The sequence below is a fragment of the Mesorhizobium sp. M0659 genome (assembly GCF_040320605.1).
Lineage (GTDB): Bacteria > Pseudomonadota > Alphaproteobacteria > Rhizobiales > Rhizobiaceae > Mesorhizobium.
Map to the genome: position 1 here is coordinate 1 of NZ_JAMYPY010000054.1, position 1,648 is coordinate 1,648.

Here is a 1,648-nt window from a genome sequence, read left to right on the forward strand (position 1 = left end):
ATGTTTGCCATCGAAAATACTCCTAATGATGCCCCTGCCTGAGTCGTTCATATTCGTCATCGGACAATTGGAGAAATCGATTGCTTGGATAGGCATACATTTATGAAATGAATGCATTCTCGTTCACTTCGCCCTTCGCCGAGCAGTTGCGGGCTCGCAGGCGGCGGGGACGCGCCCAGGCAATCGGCCGAACATTCACACTCAAAGAACGGTCCAGGAAACTTTGTAACCGGTCGTTCTGGTTGAGCCGCCCTCGGAAGAACGGGCATGGGGATGTGTTGCCGAGTCGCGCCGGCACTGCCCATTGCGAGCAAGGGAAGTGGCGGCGAATGGAGCTCGGAACGTCATTGTTCTGGTGAATGCCGGACACCGGTATCCTCCATGTCAGCGCGCTCTGCCACGTTATCCTGTGTAGACTCGATGGCCTTCAGGACTTTGGAAGGCGCACCGAATGATCGCTGCCGTCCACCTTCCATCACCAACACCAAATCCACGGCGCGGATGGCGCTCGGCCGATGGGCGACGACAACCGCAATGCCCTTGCGCTCGCGCACGGAGGCGATCGCATTAACGACTGCAGCCTCGCCTTCCGCATCGAGATGGGCATTGGGTTCATCCAGCACAACAAGGAAAGGGTCTCGATAAAGGGCACGGGCAAGACCGATAAGCTGGCGCTGCCCGGCGGAAAGTGCCGATCCGGCCTCACCAATCGGAGTTTCGTATCCGTGCTCAAATCGGAGGATCAGTTCGTGCGTGCCCGCTGCCTTCGCCGCGGCGACAATAGCCTCAGGGTCAGGATCATCTTCAAAACGAGCAATGTTTTCGGCAATGGTGCCGTCGAACAGTTCAACACCTTGCGGCAGATAGCCGATGTGACGGCCTAGTGCTTCCCGGTCCCATTGATCGAGGCTTGCGCTGTCGATGCGAACCTTCCCGGCGACCGGCGTCCATGCGCCGACGATGGCGCGCGAGAGTGTCGACTTGCCCGAGCCCGATGGACCGATGACCCCGAGTGCGCTTCCCGCCTGAATGGCAAACGCAATGCCGGTCACGGTCGGCTTGCTTTCGCCGGGCGGAACGATTGTCACGCTTTCGAGGCGCAGTTCGCGTTCAGGTTCAGGCATTAGCATGACAGGAGCGGTTTCAGGAACCTTTTCCAAGAGGTCCTCCAGCCGCGCCCAACCCTGGCGCGCCATGAGGAAGGGTTTCCAGCTTGAAATGGCGAGATCGACCGGAGCCAGCGCACGCCCCATCATGATCGAACTGGCAATCATGACCCCGGCCGTAGCCTCTTCCCTGACCACAAGGTACGCACCGACGGCAAGAATGGCCGATTGCAGCAGCACGCGCAGCGACTTTGAAATGGCACCCAGCCCACCTGCCACGTCCCCAGCTTTCCGGTTGGCGGCCAGACACTTGGCATTGGCCTTTTGCCATCGGGCAGCGATCCGCTTTCCAAGACCGAGAGCTTGCACGACCTCGGCATTGCAACGCGCTGCTTGCAGCAGACCATTGCGTGCCATGTTGTGGGCAACGGTATCGCTTATCGGCCTTTGCGAGAGAGTGTTGGCAAGGAGTGTCAGAGATGTGAGACCGACCGCCCCGATAAGTGCCGTCATGCCGATCCAGAAATGAAGGAGGAAGCAAA

1 protein-coding gene is annotated in these 1,648 nt (G+C 59.2%); it reads right to left on the bottom strand.

All coding sequences use genetic code 11. From position 1 onward, the window contains the following. Positions 1–344 precede the first annotated feature (344 nt). A partial coding sequence (locus tag NKI31_RS31750) for a type I secretion system permease/ATPase (protein ID WP_352653449.1) occupies positions 345–1,648 on the bottom strand: 1,304 nt, incomplete at its 5' end.